This window comes from Kineosporia sp. A_224, from assembly GCF_002198655.1.
Taxonomy (GTDB): domain Bacteria; phylum Actinomycetota; class Actinomycetes; order Actinomycetales; family Kineosporiaceae; genus R-H-3.
This window is the reverse complement of the sequence record NZ_MWLN01000173.1, coordinates 18028-32786: the sequence shown is the minus strand read 5'-3', so window position 1 is coordinate 32786 and position 14759 is coordinate 18028. Positions and strand designations below refer to the sequence as shown.

General features: G+C 71.9%; 14 protein-coding genes and 1 pseudogene. 7 read left to right on the top strand and 8 right to left on the bottom strand.

The window, feature by feature from the left end; genetic code table 11:
* Positions 1-38: 38 nt before the first annotated feature.
* A pseudogene (locus EDJALFJO_RS16910) lies at positions 39-260 on the bottom strand (hypothetical protein); the annotation flags it as partial.
* A 98-nt stretch (positions 261-358) separates the two neighbouring features.
* Here EDJALFJO_RS16910 and EDJALFJO_RS16905 point away from each other — a divergent pair.
* Complete coding sequence (locus EDJALFJO_RS16905; RefSeq protein ID WP_088287353.1) at positions 359-2209, top strand: DEDD exonuclease domain-containing protein; 1851 nt, start codon at positions 359-361, stop codon at positions 2207-2209.
* A complete protein-coding gene (locus EDJALFJO_RS16900; RefSeq protein WP_088287351.1) occupies positions 2206-2487 on the top strand; it encodes an Lrp/AsnC family transcriptional regulator in 282 nt (93 codons plus the stop codon). Before EDJALFJO_RS16905 ends, EDJALFJO_RS16900 begins: the two co-directional genes overlap by 4 nt.
* A gap of 19 nt (positions 2488-2506) precedes the next feature.
* Here the strand turns inward: EDJALFJO_RS16900 and trpD are convergent, their stop codons facing one another.
* Both trpD and EDJALFJO_RS16890 read right to left on the bottom strand, forming a co-directional pair.
* Complete coding sequence (trpD, locus tag EDJALFJO_RS16895; protein ID WP_369812546.1) at positions 2507-3586, bottom strand: anthranilate phosphoribosyltransferase; 1080 nt, start codon at positions 3584-3586, stop codon at positions 2507-2509.
* The gene (locus tag EDJALFJO_RS16890) at positions 3583-4014 is read right to left on the bottom strand and encodes a hypothetical protein (protein ID WP_088287347.1); all 432 of its coding nucleotides are present in this window, start codon (positions 4012-4014) and stop codon (positions 3583-3585) included. The genes trpD and EDJALFJO_RS16890 overlap by 4 nt, the downstream gene beginning before the upstream one ends.
* A gap of 316 nt (positions 4015-4330) precedes the next feature.
* Between EDJALFJO_RS16890 and EDJALFJO_RS16885 the strand changes: the two genes are divergently transcribed.
* From EDJALFJO_RS16885 to EDJALFJO_RS16865, 5 genes are all read left to right on the top strand, one after another.
* On the top strand, positions 4331-4975 hold the full coding sequence (locus EDJALFJO_RS16885) for a heme-copper oxidase subunit III (RefSeq protein ID WP_255392568.1): 645 nt from the start codon (positions 4331-4333) through the stop codon (positions 4973-4975).
* A 76-nt stretch (positions 4976-5051) separates the two neighbouring features.
* Complete coding sequence (locus tag EDJALFJO_RS16880) at positions 5052-5834, top strand: c-type cytochrome (protein WP_088287342.1); 783 nt, start codon at positions 5052-5054, stop codon at positions 5832-5834.
* Between the two features lie 76 nt (positions 5835-5910).
* On the top strand, positions 5911-6975 hold the full coding sequence (locus tag EDJALFJO_RS16875) for a ubiquinol-cytochrome c reductase iron-sulfur subunit (RefSeq protein WP_088287340.1): 1065 nt from the start codon (positions 5911-5913) through the stop codon (positions 6973-6975).
* Positions 6972-8639 carry a ubiquinol-cytochrome c reductase cytochrome b subunit gene (locus tag EDJALFJO_RS16870; protein ID WP_088287338.1) on the top strand — a complete coding sequence of 556 codons (1668 nt, stop codon included), beginning with the start codon at positions 6972-6974 and terminating at the stop codon, positions 8637-8639. Before EDJALFJO_RS16875 ends, EDJALFJO_RS16870 begins: the two co-directional genes overlap by 4 nt.
* 10 nt (positions 8640-8649) lie before the next feature.
* Positions 8650-9405 carry a 50S ribosomal protein L11 methyltransferase gene (locus tag EDJALFJO_RS16865; protein WP_088287335.1) on the top strand — a complete coding sequence of 252 codons (756 nt, stop codon included), beginning with the start codon at positions 8650-8652 and terminating at the stop codon, positions 9403-9405.
* A gap of 27 nt (positions 9406-9432) precedes the next feature.
* On the opposite strand, the gene EDJALFJO_RS16860 is transcribed toward EDJALFJO_RS16865, so the two are convergent.
* From EDJALFJO_RS16860 to aat, 5 genes are all read right to left on the bottom strand, one after another.
* The gene (locus EDJALFJO_RS16860) at positions 9433-10629 is read right to left on the bottom strand and encodes an Ig-like domain-containing protein (RefSeq protein ID WP_233149900.1); all 1197 of its coding nucleotides are present in this window, start codon (positions 10627-10629) and stop codon (positions 9433-9435) included.
* A 172-nt stretch (positions 10630-10801) separates the two neighbouring features.
* Positions 10802-11203 (bottom strand): cytochrome c oxidase subunit 4, encoded by a 402-nt coding sequence (locus EDJALFJO_RS16855; protein ID WP_088287331.1) that lies wholly within the window; start codon positions 11201-11203, stop codon positions 10802-10804.
* Positions 11204-11216: 13 nt separating this feature from the next.
* Positions 11217-12941, bottom strand: a complete 1725-nt coding sequence (ctaD, locus tag EDJALFJO_RS16850) for a cytochrome c oxidase subunit I (protein WP_088287329.1) — start codon at positions 12939-12941, stop codon at positions 11217-11219.
* Positions 12938-13756 (bottom strand): cytochrome c oxidase subunit II, encoded by an 819-nt coding sequence (gene coxB, locus EDJALFJO_RS16845; protein WP_233149899.1) that lies wholly within the window; start codon positions 13754-13756, stop codon positions 12938-12940. The genes ctaD and coxB overlap by 4 nt, the downstream gene beginning before the upstream one ends.
* A 277-nt stretch (positions 13757-14033) precedes the next feature.
* The gene (aat, locus tag EDJALFJO_RS16840; protein WP_088287325.1) at positions 14034-14756 is read right to left on the bottom strand and encodes a leucyl/phenylalanyl-tRNA--protein transferase; all 723 of its coding nucleotides are present in this window, start codon (positions 14754-14756) and stop codon (positions 14034-14036) included.
* Positions 14757-14759 lie beyond the last annotated feature (3 nt).

Below are 14759 nucleotides of genomic sequence, written 5' to 3'. Positions count from 1 at the left end.
TCGACCGCGCGCCCCGCCAGCTCGGCCTCGACGTCCGCGCGCGGGACGAGCTCGACGGCGTCGACCGCGTCGCACCACCGGCAGCGCACCTGCTCGAGGACGTCGCTGTGCACCGTGCGCTCCTCGACCGTGGACGTCCCGGCGAGGTCGAGGTGGAGGAACTCGGTGACCCGGCTCGTGCGCGTGACGTCGAAACGGGTGAGGTTCCCGCACGAGGTGCAGCGCCAGCGGGTCGTCGCGGTCGGCAGGGGCACGGTCACGGTCCGAGCGTACTGACGGCGGCACGGACGGCGGCACGGACGGGCGACACGACGCCCGTCCGGCCTGTATGTCGGTCCGGGGGCCTACGGTGCCGGGCATGGCTCCCCGGCCGGTCCAGACGACCCTCGACGAGCTCGGCACCCCGCTCGCCGAGGTGACGTTCGTCGTCGTCGACCTGGAGACGACCGGCGGCTCCCCCGCGGACTGCGGGATCACCGAGGTCGGCGCGGTGAAGGTCCGCGGCGGCACGGTGCTCGGGGAGTTCCACTCCCTCGTTAACCCCGGCGAGCCGATCCCGCCGTTCGTCGCGCTCCTCACGGGCATCGACGACGCGACGGTCGCCTCCGCGCCGCGGGTCGAGGGCGTGCTGCCGGCCTTCCTCGAGTTCGCCGCGGGCGCCGTCCTCGTCGCCCACAACGCCGGCTTCGACGTCGGCTTCCTCAAGGCGGCCTGCGCGCGGGCGGAGCGGGCCTGGCCGGGCTTCCCCGTCGTCGACACCGTGCGCCTGGCCCGGCACGTCCTCACGAAGGAGGAGGCGCGCGACGTCAAGCTCTCGACGCTCGCGCGGCTGTTCCGGGCCGGCACCCAGCCCGACCACCGGGCGCTGCACGACGCGCGCGCGACCGTCGACGTCCTGCACGGGCTCATGGAGCGTGTCGGCAACCTCGGCGTGCACTCCCTCGAGGAGCTGACGACCTACACGTCGCGCGTCCCGGAGACGACGCGGCGCAAACGCCATCTCGCAGAAGGCCTCCCGAGCGCCCCGGGGGTCTACGTCTTCCGCGACCACAGCGGCCGCCCGCTCTACGTCGGCACGTCGGTCGACATCCGCACCCGGGTCCGGACGTACTTCACGGCGGCCGAGCAGCGCACCCGGATGGCCGAGATGGTCGCCGTCGCGACGAGCGTCGACGCCGTCGTCTGCGCGACGCCGCTCGAGGCCCGGGTGCGCGAGCTGCGGCTCATCGCGGAGCTCGCCCCGCGCTACAACCGGCGCTCCCGGTTCCCCGAGCGGGCCCCCTGGGTCAAGCTCACCGTCGAGCCCTTCCCGCGGCTGTCCGTCGTCCGCGAGGTGCGGGACGACGTGACGGACGGCGCGGTGTACGTGGGCCCGTTCGGCTCGACGCAGCAGGCCGAGCTCGCGATCGCCGCGCTCCACGAGACGCACCCGGTGCGGCAGTGCACCAAGCGGCTGCCCAAGCGGGCCTCCCCCACGGCCTCGACGTGCCTGCTCGCCGACCTCGGCCGGTGCGGGGCGCCCTGCGTCGGCCGGCAGCCCGTCGAGGACTACGCCGTCGTCGTCGACGCCGTCCGGGCGGCGATGACCGGCGACGTCCGCGGCGTCCTGGAGACGCTGCTCGCCCGCGCCTCGATGCTCGCCGGCCAGCAGCGCTTCGAGGAGGCCGCCGTGACCCGGGACCGGCTGCTCGCCTTCGCCCGTGGCGCCGCCCGGTCCCAGCGGCTCGCCCCGCTCGCGGCGACCCGCGAGCTCGTCGCGGCGCTGCGGACGGTGCGCGGCGGCTGGGAGCTCGTCCTCGTGCGGCACGGCCGGCTCGCCGCGACGACGACGAGCCCGCCGGGCGCCGACCCCCGCCCCTACGTCGACGCGATGCGCAGCAGCGGCGAGCACGTCCGGCCACGGCCCGCCCCGCTGCCCGCCGCGCACCCCGAGGAGACCGAGCAGGTGCTGCGCTGGCTCGAGCAGCCGGGGGTGCGGATCGTCGACCTGGACGGCGAGTGGGCCTCGCCGATCCACGGTGCCGGGGCGGCCCGGGCCCGGCTGGACCCGATGGCCGCGGCCCGGTCCTGGACGCCCCCGTTCGGCGAGCCGCGGGACTGGTCGCGAGCCGCCCCGTCGCCGGAGCGGGAGGCGGCTACGCTCGGGCGCAGCGCAGCCGCGGGCCGACCGGCCCGGCGCGGCCGCCCGAGCGACAGGAGACCCGCGTGATCACCGCGATCGTTCTCGTGGAGACGGACGTCGACCGCATCCCCGAGGTGGCCGCGCAGATCGCCGACCTCGAAGGGGTCAGCGAGGTCTACTCGGTCACCGGCGACGTCGACCTCGTGACCATCGTGCGGGTGCACGAGCACGAGCAGCTCGCCGACGTCATCGCCGACCGGGTGAGCAAGGTCGAGGGCGTCCGCTCGACGAAGACCTACCTCGCGTTCCGCGCCTACTCCAAGCACGACCTCGACGCGGCGTTCTCCCTCGGCTTCGAGAGCTGAGCGGAGCTCGGAACCCGGCTCAGGCCTGCGTGGCCTCGACCCACCGGTCGAGCACGGCAGCGGCCGCACCGGAGTCGACGGCCTCGTTCACCTCGGCGTAGGCCGCCCGCAGCGCCTCGACGAGCGCGTCGTCGCCGCCGGTGGTGGGGACGCCGTCCGCCGCGACGACCCCGGCCGCCGCGTTGAGCAGCACCGCGTCCCGCACCGGGCCGGTCTTGCCGGCGAGCAGGTCGCGGACGACGCCCGCGTTGTGCGCCGCGTCGCCGCCGCGCAGGTCCTCGAGCGTCGCGCGCGGGATGCCGAGGTCGGCCGGGTCGAGCGCCTGCTCGCGCACCGTGCCGCCGCCGACGACCCAGACCCGGGACGGCGCCGTCGTCGACAGCTCGTCGAGGCCGTCGTCGCCGCGGAAGACGAGCGACGACGAGCCGCGGCCCGCGAGCACGCCCGCGACGATGGGCGCCATCCGCGCGTCGGCGACGCCGATCGCGCCGGCCCCCGGCTGCGCGGGGTTCGTCAGCGGGCCGAGGAAGTTGAAGGCCGTCGGCACCCCGAGCTCGCGGCGCGCCACGCCGGCGTGCCGGAAGGACGGGTGGAAGTGCTGCGCGAAGCAGAAGGTCATCCCGACCTCGGTCGCCAGGGCGGCGACCCGGTCGTGCGACAGGTCGAGCCGGACCCCGAGCGCCTCGAGGACGTCGGCCGCGCCGGACGACGAGGACGCCGCCCGGTTGCCGTGCTTGACGACGCGGCGTCCCGCGCCCGCGACGACGAGCGCCGCGGTCGTCGAGATGTTGACGGTGTGCTGGCGGTCGCCACCGGTGCCGACGACGTCGACGCACCGGCCGGGCACCTCGATCCGGACGGCGTGCCGCAGCATGACGTCGGCGAAGGCGCCGATCTCGTCGACCGTCTCGCCCTTGGCGCGCAGCGCGACGAGGAAGCCGGCGAGCTGCACCGGCGTCGCCTCGGCCGTCATGACCTGCTCCATGGCCCACGCCGCGGCGTCGCGCGGGAGGTCCTCGCGGCCGAGCAGCGAGGTGATGAGCCCGCTCCACGTGGGTGCGGCGGCGGCCCCGGGCGTCGTCGCGCTCACGGGGCTCAGCCGAGCCGGCGGCGCGCGAGCTCGGCGACGGTCTCCGCGACGGCGACCGGGTCGAGCGGGTGCGGGACGGCGGCGTCCGCCCGGGACCACGTCGCGAGCCACGCGTCCTGCGGGCGGCCCGTGAGGACGAGGATCGGCGGGCAGTCGTAGATCTCGTCCTTGAGCTGCTTGCACATCCCGAGGCCGCCGGCCGGGACCGCCTCGCCGTCGAGGACGAGGACGTCGATGCCGCCGGCGTCGACGGCCTCGAGGAGGGCGGGCTTGGTCGCGATCTCGGTCCACGCGACCCGGGGCAGGTCCGCGGCCGGGCGACGGCCTACGGCCAGCTTCACCGCCTCGCGGGTGTTCACGTCGTCGCTGTAGACGAGGACGGACAGCGTGCGGGTGCCCGCGGCGTCGTGCCCGGCCGGGGCGGGGGTGCTCGTCATCGGTTGCTCTCCGTCGTGGGAGCGGTCGCCGGACCGCCGAGGGGAGTGTCGCGTTCCGGCGCCGATGCTACCGGTGAGCACCTTCCCGACCGCGCACGGCACGGGCGCGCCCCGGGTGGAGCACCGCCCGGAACACACCGGGGGCCCGGGACGTTCGTCCCTTCCGGAGGTCGACGCCGACCCGCCGGAGGACCCCGCGGAGCCGCTCAGGGGACCTTCGTCACCGGAATGTGACCAGGACGGCACGCCGAGCGCCCTACCCCCGCACGCGACACGACCCGCGTGCCGCAATAATGACGCCGTGGCGACCGCATCCGTGGCTGAGGCCCCTCACGCGCACACGACTGTCAACCGGCCGAACATGGTCCAGGTCGGCACGATCGTGTGGCTCTCCAGCGAGCTCATGTTCTTCGCAGGGCTCTTCGCGATGTACTTCACGCTCCGGGCGGTGCTGCCCGACCTGTGGGCCACCGAGCCGGAGAAGCTGAACATCCCCTTCTCCACGGCGAACACGATCAACCTCGTGCTCTCGTCCGTGTGGTGCCAGATGGGCGTCTTCGCCGCCGAGCGCTTCCAGGCCTCCGCCCTCGGTGCCTGGTGGACGCCCTGGACCCGTGAGCACGGCTGGCGCAACTGGGGTATGCGCGAGTGGTACACGCTCACGTACATCGCCGGTGCGCTCTTCGTCGCCGGCCAGGTCTACGAGTACGCCCACCTCGTCCAGGACGGGCTCACGATCGCGTCGAGCGGCTACGGCTCGGTCTTCTACCTGACGACCGGCTTCCACGGCCTCCACGTGACCGGCGGCCTCATCGCGTTCCTCCTCATCATCGGCAGGGGCTTCGCCGCCAAGCGGTTCGGCCACGCCGAGGCGACCAGCGCGATCGTGACGTCGTACTACTGGCACTTCGTCGACGTCGTGTGGATCGGCCTGTTCATCGTCATCTACGTCCTCAAGTAGTCGCAGCGTCATGACCGACCCGACGTCCGACCCACAGCCCGCCGGCACCGTCGCCGGGCAGCCCAGGAGAACCCCTGTGACCGCACTCGCAGCCCGTCGGAGGCACCCCCTCGCCGCCGCGGCGATCGTCCTTCTCGGCCTCCTCGTGACGGGCGTCGCGTACGCCGCCGTCACCCCCGGCCGCGCACAGGCGACGACGGCGTCCGCCGACGACGTCGCCGCGGGCAAGAAGCTGTTCCTCGCGAACTGCTCGACGTGCCACGGGCTCAACGCCGAGGGGCGCAACGAGTTCCCCTCGCTCATCGGGGTCGGCGCCGCCGCGGTCGACTTCCAGGTCGGCACCGGCCGGATGCCGCTGCAGGCCACCGGGCCGCAGGCGCCCAAGGTCGTCAACAAGTTCAGCGAGGAGGAGGTCAAGCAGCTCGCGGCGTACGTCGCCAGCCTCGGCCCCGGCCCGGCCGTCCCGAGCGCCGAGGACGTCGACGCCTCGAAGGGCGACGTCTCCAAGGGCAGCCTGATCTTCCGCACCAACTGCGCGATGTGCCACAACTTCAACGGCAAGGGCGGCGCACTGACGCAGGGCAAGTACGCCCCGAACCTCGAGGGCGTGACGCCGACGCACGTCTACGAGGCCATGGTCACGGGCCCGCAGTCGATGCCCGTCTTCAACGACAGCACGATCACCCCGCAGGAGAAGCGCGACATCATCGCCTACCTCCAGGCCGTCGAGACCGACACGCCCCCCGGCGGCGTCTCGCTCGGCGCCATCGGCCCGGTGAGCGAGGGTCTCGTCGCCTGGGCCGTCGGCCTGTCGCTGCTCGTCGGGTGCGCCGTGTGGCTCGGGGCGAAGGCGTCGTGACGCGCCGTCCCGCACCGCGCACCGCGGCCCCGCAGTCCGTCCTCAGTCCGTCGTGTGGATCAGGAGCCCCGATCCGATGAGCATCGACCAGTCGCACGGTCACCCCGGCTCGGACGTCGCCACGACGTCCGAGGGCGGGCTCCCGGAGCGCTTCGAGAACCCCGGCCTCGAGCCGCACCGGCACCGGATGGCGGACGTCGACCCGAAGGCCGCCAAGCGTGCGGAGCGTCAGGTCGCCGCCCTCTTCGGGCTCTCCACCCTCGGCACCATCCTGTTCGTCGTCGCGTACTACGCCGTCAGCATCGAGGGCGACAGCTGGGCCGAGATCGCCCGGCAGCTGCGCATCTCGACGACGCTGCTCGGCATCGGGCTGGCGCTCGCGACCTTCGGCGTCGGCGCGGGTGCGGTGCACTGGGCCAAGACCCTCATGCCCGACGAGGAGCGGATCGAGCTCCGGCACCCGATGCGGGGCACCGACGAGGACCGAGACGCCGCGCTGGACATCCTGCGCGAGGGCTCGGCGGAGGCCGGCATCGGCCGCCGTCCGCTCATCCGCAACTCGCTCCTCGGAGCCCTGGTGCCGCTCACCGTCGGCCCCGCGATCGTGCTGCTGCGCGACACCGGCCCGCTGCCGGGCAACGACCTCTCGACGACGTTCTGGAAGCAGGGCCTGGCCCTGGTGCACGACCCGATCACCGACCCCGAGGGCCTGGGCCGCAAGATCAAGCCCGAGGACCTGACGATCGGCTCCGTCGTGCACGTCCTGCCCGAGGGGATCCAGGCCGAGGAGGTCGAGCACCCGCTCGACGAGATCGCCAAGGCTGCCGTCCTGCTCATCCGGCTCAACCCGGACGACCTCGACGAGGTCTCGCGGGCGGGTGCCTACGAGGGCATCGTCGCGTACTCGAAGATCTGCACCCACATGGGCTGCCCCGTGGCCCTCTACGAGCAGCAGACGCACCACCTGCTGTGCCCCTGCCACCAGTCGACGTTCGACCTCAAGCAGAACTGCAAGGTCATCTTCGGCCCGGCCAAGCGTCCACTGCCTCAGCTCGCGATCACCGTGGACGACGCCGGATACTTGGTCGCGAAGAGCCCCTTCACCGAGGCCGCAGGCCCGAGCTTCTGGGAGCGCGGATGAGCACCACGACCACAGCCAAGGCCGCGGGAAACCTCGGCAACTGGGCGGACGAGCGCGTCGGCGCCAGCAAGGGCGTCAAGTTCCTCGCCCGCAAGATCTTCCCCGACCACTGGTCGTTCATGCTCGGGGAGGTCGCCCTCTACAGCTTCATCATCCTGCTGCTGACGGGTGTCTTCCTCACCTTCTTCTACATCCCGAGCGTCGGGCACACGGTCTACACCGGGTCCTACGAGCAGCTCGCCGGGCAGACCGTGTCGGAGGCGTACGCCTCCTCGCTGTCGCTGTCCTTCGACGTCCGCGGCGGCCTGCTCATGCGGCAGATCCACCACTGGTCGGCGCTGATCTTCGTGGCGTCCATCGTCACGCACATGTTCCGGGTGTTCTTCACGGGCGCGTTCCGCAAGCCCCGTGAGATCAACTGGGTCATCGGCTCGGTGCTCGCGCTGCTCGCGATCGTCGAGGGCTTCGCGGGCTACTCGCTCCCCGACGACCTGCTCTCCGGCACCGGCCTGCGGATCGCGTCGAGCATCATCCTCGCGATCCCGGTCGTGGGCTCGTACATCAGCTTCTTCCTCTTCGGCGGCCAGTTCCCCGGCGAGGAGTTCATCCCGCGGCTCTACACGATCCACGTGCTCCTGCTGCCGGGCATCTTCCTCGCGCTCATCACGGCGCACCTCATCCTGCTCATCGTCCAGAAGCACACCCAGTACCCCGGGCCGGGCCGCACGAACGAGAACGTCGTCGGCTACCCGCTCTTCCCGGTGTACATGGCCAAGGCCGGCGGCTTCTTCTTCATCGTGTTCGGCATCACCGCCCTCATGGGCGCGCTGTTCACGATCAACCCGATCTGGGCCTACGGCGCTTACCACCCGTCGCCGGTCACCGCGGGCTCACAACCCGACTGGTACATGGGCTGGCTCGACGGCGCCGTCCGGCTGACACCGGGCTTCCTCGAGTTCCAGGTTCTCGGCTTCACCGTCTCGGGCAACATCCTGCTGCCCGCCCTCATCATCCCGGGGCTCGTGACGATGCCGATGATCCTCTACCCGTGGATCGAGCAGTGGGCCACCGGTGACAAGCGCGAGCACCACCTGCTGGACCGCCCGCGCAACGTCCCGACCCGCACCGGCCTCGGCGTCATGGCGATCACGTTCTACCTGCTGCTGCTCGTCAGCGGCGGCAACGACATCATCGCCACCCACCTGAGGCTGTCGATCAACGACATCACGAACAGCCTGCGGCTGCTCGTCTTCGTCGTCCCGCCGCTCGCGTACGTCGTGACGAAGCGGATCTGCCTCGGTCTGCAGCGCAAGGACCGCGAGAAGGTGCTCCACGGCCGCGAGACCGGGGTCATCTACCGCACCGAGGAGGGCGAGTTCTTCGAGGTGCACGAGCCCCTCGACGAGCACGACCGCTGGCTGCTCGTCCAGCACGACAGCTTCCGGCCGCTCGACCCCGCGCCGACCGAGGACGAGCGGGGCGTCAAGCGCCCCGGCGCCCGGTTCGACAAGGTCAAGGCGAAGCTGTCGAGCTTCTACTTCGAGGACCGCATCGAGCCCGTCACCCCGGCGGAGCTCGAGGCGGCCCACCACGAGCACCACGGCGGCCACGAGGCCGTCGAGGGCTCCGACGAGGCGGAGCGGCCCGCGCTCGCCGGTCACTGACCGGCACGCCCTGCCGCACCGCACGCACGACCCCGCAGCACCGGACCACGAGGGCCCGGACGACGCCACGGCGTTCGTCCGGGCCCTCACCCGTCCCTGCGCCACCCCGTTCGTCCCGGAGGTCGTCCTCCACGTCGCCGCGGAGCCGTACGGCCTCTGGCAGGCCACGGAGGACCGTTCCGGCGTCCAGGGCGCTCCCCCGCCGTTCTGGGCCTTCCCGTGGCCCGGCGGGGCCGCCCTGGCCCGCCACCTGCTCGAAGCGCCGGACGCCGTCGCCGGGCGCCTCGTCGTCGACCTCGGGTGCGGCTCCGGACTCGTGAGCATCGCGGCCGCGCTCGCCGGGGCGGCGCACGTCCTGGCCCTCGACCTCGACCCGTTGGCGCTCACCGCCACCGCGCTCAACGCCGGCCTCAACGGCGTCACCGTCGGCGCTCCCCCGGCCGGCCGGCTCGCCACGGCCGTCGCGGACGTCGTGGCGATGGCGCAGGCCGCGGACGGCGACCCGCTCGTCGCCCGGCTGCTCGCCGCGGACGTCGTCCTCGCCGGGGACCTGTTCTTCGAGCGGTCCCTCGCGGCGGCGACGCTCACCGTCCTGCGCCGTGCGGTCGCCGCCGGGGCGGTCGTCCTCGCCGGGGACCCGGGCCGGACCTACCTGCCTCCGGACACCTTCACGCCCGTCGCCGCGTTCGACGTCCCGGTCGCCGCGGCCCTCGAGGACGCACCGGTCCGGCGGACGCGGGTCCTCACCCTGCCCCCGACCGGCTGACCGGCCGGCCGGCCGAAGGGCCCGGGCTCAGGCGTTCGCCCACTGGTCGAAGGACATGTTCCAGGCGGTGTAGCCGTTGCCGTCCTCGAGCTTGCGCGACCCGTGGACGTACTTGACGACGTCCCCGACCTTGGAGTGCTCGAAGATCCACGCGGCGTTGGCGGTGCTCATGCCCGTGCAGCCGTGCGAGACGTTGGCCCGGCCCTGGGACCCGACGGACCACGGCGCGGCGTGGACGAACTCACCGCTCCACGTGAGGCGCATCGCGTACTTCACGACGAGGTTGTAGTACTCCGGGGAGTCCTGCGAGACCCCGGTCGTCGCGGCGTCCATCCGGTGCGTGGTCTCCCGGCTGATGATGACCTTCGTGCCGTTGCGGGTGGCCAGGCCCGGCTTGCCCGTCGTCACCGGGATCACCTTGATGACCTTGCCGTTCTTGCGGACGGTCATCGTGTGCGCGGCGATGTCGACGGTGCTCACCATCGCCGAGCCGATCTCGAAGTCGGCGGTGCGGGTGCGCTTGCCCCAGACCCCGGGCGACACCTCGACGCCCTTGAGGTCCGCGACGACCTTGACCTTCGTGCCGGTCTTCCAGAACTCCTTGGGGCGCCACTGCACCTGCCGGCTGCCCGTCCAGCGCCAGGCTCCCTCGATCGCCGGCGTCGCCGTGACCTTGAGCGCCTTCTCGACCTTCGCGCGGTTCTTCACCGTGCTGTCGAAGGTGACGACGACGGGCATCCCGACCCCGACGACCCAGCCGTCGGAGGGCTGCAGCGAGGCCCCGGCGAAGCCGGCCGGGCGCAGCGTCTTGAAGGTCGACGTCACCGTCGTCGCGACGCCGTCCGCGTTCTGCGCGGCGACCTTGACCGTGTACGTCGCGGCCGGTGCCAGGTGGGCGGTGTTCTTCCAGCTCGCACCGTCGTCGGAGAGGTCACCGGCGACCTTGGTGCCGTCGGCGGCGGTGACCTTGACCGAGGTGATCCGGCCCTGCGCGGCGGCCACGGAGACCCCGGCGTCGGGGCGCACCTTCGTGGCGTCGTCCTTCGGGGTGACGGTGACGGAGACCGGCTGCGCGGCCGGCGACGAGGTCTGGCCCTGGCTCCCTCCCGCGGACGGCGAGCCGCCTCCCGCGGCGTCCGCCTGCGACGACGTCCCGGCCGTGCACCCCGAGAGGGCCAGGACGGCGACCAGCCCTGCTCCCCAGATCCTCACGCTCGTACGCACGGTCCCGTGACTCCCTCGGGTCGTGAAGACCCTCTCGACGTGCTGCCCCGACGTCTGATGACGCCGGCCCCCGACGAAAGGTTGCCCTGGGCTCAGGATACGTGCGAACGACACCGCCCGCCGGGTCCCGGAGGGACGCCGACGGGCGGACGACGCTGCAGCGTTCGTGCGGTCAGTGCGCGTGCTCGCCGCGGTAGTACTCGAAGACCCAGCCCACGAGGCCGACGGCGCCCAGGCCCAGGCCGATGTAGAAGAGCCACCAGCCGACCGCCATGCCGGCGAAGATGACCGCCGAGCCGAGGGCGAGCCAGAACGGCCACCACGAGTAGGGCGCGAAGACGCCCTGCTCGCCGAAGCCCTGGCGGATCTCGCCGTCCGGGTCGTCCTCCGGGCGGTCGTCGATCCGCCGCGCGGTGAGCCAGAAGTACAGCCCGATGAGCAGCGCGAGCCCGGCGGTGAGCAGCAGGGCAGCAGCACCCACCGGCTCGTTCCACTGGGTCACGATGCCGTAGACGATCGCGATCGGCGTGAAGAACAGCACGCCCGAGGAGAAGAGCAGGGTCTCGACCTTCACCGCAGCAGGCCTCTCAGTCGTTCTTCACGTCGGCGCCGCCGTACACACCGGCGAGCAGCGAGTTGTCCGGCGGGGTCGCCGCAGCGGCCGCGACCTCCGGGTGGTGCAGGTCGAACGCGGGCCGCTCCGAACGGATCCGGGGCAGCGACGAGAAGTTGTGCCGTGGCGGCGGGCAGGACGTCGCCCACTCGAGCGAGCCGCCGTAGCCCCACGGGTCGTCGACGGTCACCTTCGGCGCGTTCTTCGTCGTCGTGTAGATGTTCCAGAGGAACGGCAGGAAGCTGATCGCGAGGATCGCCGCACCGGCCGTGGACACCTGGTTCTCGAGGGTGAAGCCGTCCTCGGGGAGGTAGTCCGCGTAGCGGCGCGCCATGCCCTCGACGCCGAGCCAGTGCTGGATGAGGAACGTCGTGTGGAACCCGATGAACGTCAGCCAGAAGTGGATCTTGCCGAGCCGCTCGTCGAGCATCTGGCCCGTGAGCTTCGGCCACCAGAAGTAGAAGCCCGCGTACATCGCGAACACGACGGTGCCGAAGATGACGTAGTGGAAGTGCGCCACGACGAAGTAGCTGTCGGACATGTGGAAGTCCAGCGCCGGCGTCGACAGGATGATGCCCGTCAGACCGCCGAAGAGGAACGTCGCGAGGAAGCCCAGCGACCACAGCATCGGTGTCTCGAAGGTCAGCGACCCGCGCCACATCGTGCCGATCCAGTTGAAGAACTTCACGCCCGTCGGGACGGCGATGAGCATCGTCATGAAGGCGAAGAACGGCAGCGCCACCTGGCCGGTCACGTACATGTGGTGCGCCCACACCGCGACGGACAGGCCCGCGATCGAGATCGTCGCGAAGATGAGGCCCTTGTAGCCGAAGATCGGCTTGCGGCTGAACACCGGCAGGATCTCCGAGACGATGCCGAAGAACGGCAGCGCGAGGATGTAGACCTCAGGGTGCCCGAAGAACCAGAAGAGGTGCTGCCACAGGATCGCCCCGCCGTTCTCGGGTTCGAAGACCGTGGCGCCCAGCCTGCGGTCCGCGCCGAGCGCGAGGAGCGCGGCGGCGAGCGGCGGGAAGGCCATGAGCACGAGCACGCTCGTGATGAGGATGTTCCAGGTGAAGATCGGCATCCGGAACATCGTCATGCCCGGTGCACGCATGCACACGATGGTCGTGATGAAGTTGACGGCACCGAGGATCGTGCCGAAACCGCCGAGCGCGAGGCCGAAGATGCCGAGGTCGGCGCCCAGGCCCGGGGTGTACGTCGCGTTCGACAGCGGCGCGTAGAGGAACCAGCCGAAGCCGGGAGCGCCCTGCGGCGTGAGGAACGACGAGGCCGCGATGAGCCCGCCGAACAGGTACAGCCAGTACGCGAACATGTTGAGCCGCGGGAAGGCGACGTCCGGCGCGCCGATCTGCAGCGGCATGATCGCGTTCGCCCAGCCCGCGAAGGCCGGCGTCGCGAAGAGCAGCAGCATGATCAGGCCGTGCATCGTGAAGAACTGGTTGTACTGCTCCTTGGTCTGGAAGACCTGCATGCCGGGCTGGAACAGCTCGGCCCGGATCGCCAGCGCCATGAGACCGCCGATGGCGAAGAACGCCATCGAGGTGATCAGGTAGAGGTTGCCGATGACCTTGTGGTCGGTCGTCGTGAGCCACTTGACGACGATCTGGCCCTTGGTCGCGCGGCGGACCGGGACACCGAAGGTCGCCGCCTGGCCACCGCTGTCGAGAGTCGTCATGAGTTGCTCCCCAGGTCGTTCGCGCCGCCGTTCCTGCCGCCGCCCGGGATCGCCCCGCGGCCGCCGTCCGGAGTGTCGCTCCGGCCGAGGTTCGCGTCGAGCGTTCCGGTCTGGCCCTTGGCCTTGAGGTCCGCGAGGTGCTGCTGGTACTCCTCGGCCGAGACCACGCGCACGTTGAACAGCATCTCCGAGTGGTACTCGCCGCACAGCTCGGCGCACTTGCCCTTGTAGAGGCCCTCGCGCTGCGGCACCACCTGGAAGCGGTTCTCGATGCCGGGGATGACGTCCATCTTGTAGAGGAACGCCGGCACCCAGAACGAGTGGATGACGTCGCGCGCGGTGAGCACGAACTCGACCCGCTGGTTGACCGGCAGGTAGAGCGTCGGCAGGTCGGCCTCGGCACCGTTCGTGCCGTCGAGCTGACCCTGCAGGCCGACCTCGTACACGTCGTCCGCGGGGTCCTTCGCGTCCGGACCGAGGTAGTTGAAGTCCCAGGCCCACTGCTTGCCGACCACGTTGATCGTGATGTCGGGCTTCGCGGTGATGCTGTTGATCGCCGCCTGGTCCCGCGCCGTGAAGTAGAACAGGACCGACACCATCATCAGCGGCAGGACGGTGTACAGGATCTCGAGCGGGATGTTGTACCGGATCTGAGCCGGGTAGCCCGTCTCGTCGCGCCGCCGCCGGTAAGCGACGATGCACCAGAGCATCAGGCCCCAGGTGAGGGCACCGACGAGCAGGGCGGCGATCCAGGAGCCGTTCCACAGCTCCATGATCCGGCCGGTCTGGTTCGTCGTGTCCTTGGTGGACGGCATCCAGCCCCGCTGGGCTGCTTCGGAGCAGCCGGAGAGCAGCATGACGCCGGGAACAGCCAGCAGCGCCAGCCCAGCCCGGCGCGATCGCCCGCGCGTGACGCGGGCCTCCTCGTGGAGTCGCAAGAGTGGCCTTCCAGCGGATCTCGCCCGGCAGCCTCACCGGGGGGACGGTCCTCGACGTGAGCACACTACTCCCTGCCACCGGACAGTTCCGTGCGGGGATGCCCTTGCTCGGCGTGGCGCACCGCACACCGCCCGGGAACGGTTCCGGTGCAGGTCAGGGACCAAAGCCCCTGGACGGCAACGGAGGTGGCGGGGCGGCGGTGAACGCGGCCGGCAGCGGCGCCGCGAGCGCCGCGGGCAGCCGTGCGAGGTACTCCTCGCGCGGCACGTCGACGACACCGAGCGTCGCGAGGTGCTCGGTGCGCCACTGGACGTCGAGCAGGCGGCGCGGGTCGTCGTCCGCCCAGAGCATCCGCGCGAGGGCGACGAGCGCGGCCTTGCTCGCGTCCCGCTCGGTGTGGAACATCGACTCCCCCGCGAACAGGCCTCCGACGGCGACGCCGTACAGGCCGCCGACGAGCCGCTCGTCGGCCCAGCACTCGACGGAGTGCGCCCACCCCAGGCGGTGCAGCCGGCCGTACGCGGCCGCGACCTCCGCGGTGATCCACGCGCCCGGACGGCCGGGGTCGCCGCACGCGGCGACGACGGCGTCGAAGGCCGTGTCGAGCCGCACCTCGAACCGCTGCAGCGAGCGGCGCAGCGAACGGGACACCCGTAGGCCTGCGGGCAGCAGGACGCCGCGGGGGTCCGGGGACCACCAGCCGAGCGTCCCGGTGCCGTGCCGGCCGAGCCCCATCGGGAACAGGCCCGTCCTGTAGGCCTGCAGCAGCGTGCCCGGTTCGAGGTCGGCGCCGGCCCCGACGAGGTCCTCGCCCGGCTCGGCCCCGGCGAGGTCGAAGACGAACCGGCTGGGGGCCGGCTCGACGGGCTGCGGCACGGG

Bases quoted from the DNA above. Each gene is read 5' to 3' on its own strand.
- EDJALFJO_RS16875 (WP_088287340.1), top strand. From the start codon at position 5,911: ATGAGCATCGACCAGTCGCACGGTCACCCCGGCTCGGACGTCGCCACG.
- EDJALFJO_RS16890 (WP_088287347.1), bottom strand. From the start codon at position 4,014: ATGACGAGCACCCCCGCCCCGGCCGGGCACGACGCCGCGGGCACCCGC.
- coxB (WP_233149899.1), bottom strand. From the start codon at position 13,756: ATGCCGTCCACCAAGGACACGACGAACCAGACCGGCCGGATCATGGAG.
- EDJALFJO_RS16870 (WP_088287338.1), top strand. From the start codon at position 6,972: ATGAGCACCACGACCACAGCCAAGGCCGCGGGAAACCTCGGCAACTGG.
- EDJALFJO_RS16905 (WP_088287353.1), top strand. From the start codon at position 359: ATGGCTCCCCGGCCGGTCCAGACGACCCTCGACGAGCTCGGCACCCCG.
- ctaD (WP_088287329.1), bottom strand. From the start codon at position 12,941: ATGACGACTCTCGACAGCGGTGGCCAGGCGGCGACCTTCGGTGTCCCG.